This is a genomic window from Zooshikella ganghwensis DSM 15267 (assembly GCF_000428585.1).
GTDB lineage: Bacteria > Pseudomonadota > Gammaproteobacteria > Pseudomonadales > Zooshikellaceae > Zooshikella > Zooshikella ganghwensis.
In genome coordinates, this window is the sequence record NZ_AUAF01000415.1 from 1 (window position 1) to 1,066 (window position 1,066).

At 36.2% G+C, this 1,066-nt stretch carries 1 protein-coding gene; it reads left to right on the forward strand.

Annotated features, from left to right (window positions below; all coding sequences use genetic code 11):
* Positions 1-153: 153 nt before the first annotated feature.
* Positions 154-996 carry an MFS transporter gene (locus F607_RS0127430; protein WP_027710517.1) on the forward strand — a complete coding sequence of 281 codons (843 nt, stop codon included), beginning with the start codon at positions 154-156 and terminating at the stop codon, positions 994-996.
* Positions 997-1,066 lie beyond the last annotated feature (70 nt).

Here is a 1,066-nt window from a genome sequence, read left to right on the forward strand (position 1 = left end):
TGGTGTCAAATAATAAACAATCGTATTTACCTTCTATAATTTAAGATCTTTCCTAAAAATATTGAAATTTTGGTAACATTTTTAGAGGTACCCTATAGTAAATCTACTGTCATACGTTCATACGCAATACAACCATGTATAGGTAGCCATCACATGCTGTTGGATAAACATGTAGCTAAAATGCTACTCGCCAATTTTTTTACCTCATCAGCCGTAGGGATTGCGGCTATTTTAATACCGTGGGTGCTATTAAAAGAGTTGAGTAGCCAAATCTTCAGCGTGATTGCTACTCTCACTATTTTTATTACTATTGCCGTTATGCCATGGATTGGCAAGGGGGTTGATTTATTTCAACGAAAAAATGTCTTGACGTCGACTGCAACCATATTGGGCATTTTCTTTACTTTACTATATATAACACCTAATGATGGCTTATTACTTTCTACGTTATTACTCATCGCCTATGTTTTAAAACAGTTACATTTCAGCATTTTCTACACTGCTAGAAGTGCTATGGCCCAATATCTGGTCAATAAAGAATACTTTGCACGCATTAACAGCTGGCTAGAAATCGAATATCAACTGGCCGCTTTTACTGCAGGTGGTTTATCCATTTTTCTACTCGACTATGTTTCAATACAAACCATTCTCTTGATTTGTGGCATCTCATTACTTATAGCCGCACTTATTTTTCAAACGCTACCCAAGGTTAGTACACCTACCACTACTAAGCATAACAACACTGACTATAAACCTCCTACAAATAGTCATATCATTATTATACTTTTCTTGTCGGGTAACATACCCTTTATTTGTGTTATGTTACTTAATATTATACGCCCCATTTATATTTCGGATATTCTGCTGGCAGAACGCGCCATACTCGCTTATTCAAGTTTATTTTATACAGTAGGTGCTGTATTTGGCGGTTTTGTCAGTGGTAAATTTCTGAATTATCAACGCGCTTTTATTTTAACGCGATGCTCGACTTTTTAGCCTATTAATTGAGCCAACTGAAGTGGAGCGTTGCCTTCGTTTCTATTGAGTAACACACATAAACTGTGTG

Excerpts from the sequence above, each read along its gene's own strand:
- F607_RS0127430 (WP_027710517.1), top strand. The coding sequence starts at position 154 with ATGCTGTTGGATAAACATGTAGCTAAAATGCTACTCGCCAATTTTTTT.